This window comes from Gilliamella sp. Fer4-1 (assembly GCF_001690515.1).
Classification (GTDB): Bacteria; Pseudomonadota; Gammaproteobacteria; order Enterobacterales; family Orbaceae; genus Gilliamella; species Gilliamella apicola_C.
Genome location: NZ_LZGZ01000192.1, coordinates 1 through 2064 on the forward strand (window position 1 = coordinate 1; position 2064 = coordinate 2064).

The 2064-nt window shown below is 33.6% G+C and carries 1 protein-coding gene; it reads right to left on the bottom strand.

Translation table 11 applies throughout. The features are described from left to right. Positions 1-10: 10 nt before the first annotated feature. The gene (locus A9G30_RS06595) at positions 11-1624 is read right to left on the bottom strand and encodes an ABC transporter substrate-binding protein (protein WP_065588433.1); all 1614 of its coding nucleotides are present in this window, start codon (positions 1622-1624) and stop codon (positions 11-13) included. Positions 1625-2064: the final 440 nt, after the last annotated feature.

The window sequence follows — 2064 nt, forward strand, 5'->3', positions numbered from 1 at the left end:
GCAAGGAATGTTATTTTTCAAGCGTGACTTGGTTAAAATTATGTAATGCTAAAGGAGCCATAATATAACCTTTAACCTCTTTACGTATCGGTAGATAAATCATTGAATGAGCAATCATTAATGCAGGCGCTTGGTTATGCATCTCAACTTGTGCTTGTTTGTAAAGCTCAACCCTTTTTTCATGATTAGGCTCAACGCGAGCTTGCTGTAATAAATCATCAAATGGTTTATAACACCAGTGTGAATAGTTTGAACCTGCTTTAACCGCATCACAACTCATTAAAACAGAATAAAAGTTATCAGGATCACCATTATCTCCCGACCATCCCATTAGTACTGCATCATGTTCACCATCACGAATACGAGATAAATATTCTCCCCATTCATAACTCACAATTTTAGCGGTTACACCAATTTTAGCCCAATCAGCTTGAATCATTTCAGCCATACGGCGTGCATTTGGGTTATATGGACGTTGTACAGGCATTGCCCATAAATTAATAGTAAACCCTTTCTCTAATCCTGCTGATTTTAATAACTCTTTTGCTTGTTTTGGATCATAAGGATAATCTTTTACTTCATCGTTATAACCCCACATTGATGGTGGAATAAAGTTTTTAGCTGGTTCTGCCGCACCTTGAAAAACAGCTTTTATAATCGCATCTTTGTTCACGGCCATATTTAATGCTTGACGAACTTGTAAGTTATCAAGTGGTGGTTTATCCATATTGTAGGCTAAATAACCAATATTAACCCCTGCCATTTCTTTAACAACAATATTATTGTCTGACTTCATTCGTTCAACATCAGCTACATTTGGATATGGCATCGCATGACATTCTCCTTTTTGTAACTTGGCATAACGAATTGCAGGATCTGGGGTGATTGAAAACACTAAACGATCAAGCAGGGCTTTAGGGCCAAAATAATCGGGATTGGCTTTATAAAGAATTCTTGAATCTTTTTGGTATTGAACAAAAGTAAACGGACCAGTACCAACGGGGACTAAATCAACTTTTTCGGGTGTGCCATTTTTAAGCATAGCATCGGCATATTCGGCTGATAAAATAGAAGCAAATGACATTGCTAAATCTGCTAAGAAAGGAGCTTCTGGATGGTTTAATTCAAATGCCACAGTATGGTCATCTATCTTTTTAATTTCTTTGATTAAATCTGGGAACCCCATGCTTTCAAAGTATTCATATTGTCCACCAGAAACTTTGTGATAAGGATGATTTTTATCTTTCTGTCGCATAAATGTAAAAATAACATCATCAGCATTTAAGTTTCGTGTTGGTTTGAATTCTTTATTACTATGCCACTTGACATCATCGCGTAAATGGAAAGTATAAGTCAAACCATCTTGGCTGATATCCCAAGATTTTGCTAAAGCAGGTTCGATTTCGGTAGTACCTAATTTAAACTCTACCAAACGGTTAAAAACAGGAACTGCACTAGCATCCATTGAAATGCCACTTGTCACTAACTGTGGACTAAATGTTTCAGGTGAAGCCTCTGCACAATAAACTAACGTTCCTGCAGCATGAAGTTGTGCACTTGCAAGCATCGTTATTAGTCCTGCGCCCAACAAAAATTTACGTTTATATTTCCTTAGATTACTCATAAAACCACCCTAATTATTTAACTGTAAACCTATTTTGTAATACTTATAAAAAGTTAAAATATTATTATTTCAAATATTTTTTAAATACAGATTTAGTAAAGCGCTCTAATTTTGATTTTTCATTAATTAACTTTTACTTTGTTTAAATTCATATTTTTGTTATTTGTTGCACTAATATGGTGCAAAACATACTATGATTAGAATTACGATATTGCCTAATAATTTACAATAACATTCCATTTTTTATTGTAAATAATTTCTAACACAAGCATAACGGTAGTTAAATACTCTGTAACCGATATAGCATGCAAAAATAGTGCCAATTTCAATTCATATTAAAGGTATGACTAAAAAATAACATATAAATATATTCTTTGATTTGTTCTCAATTTATGTTTAGTTTTAAATTTATTATAGAGCTTGTGGCTTAATAATTGATT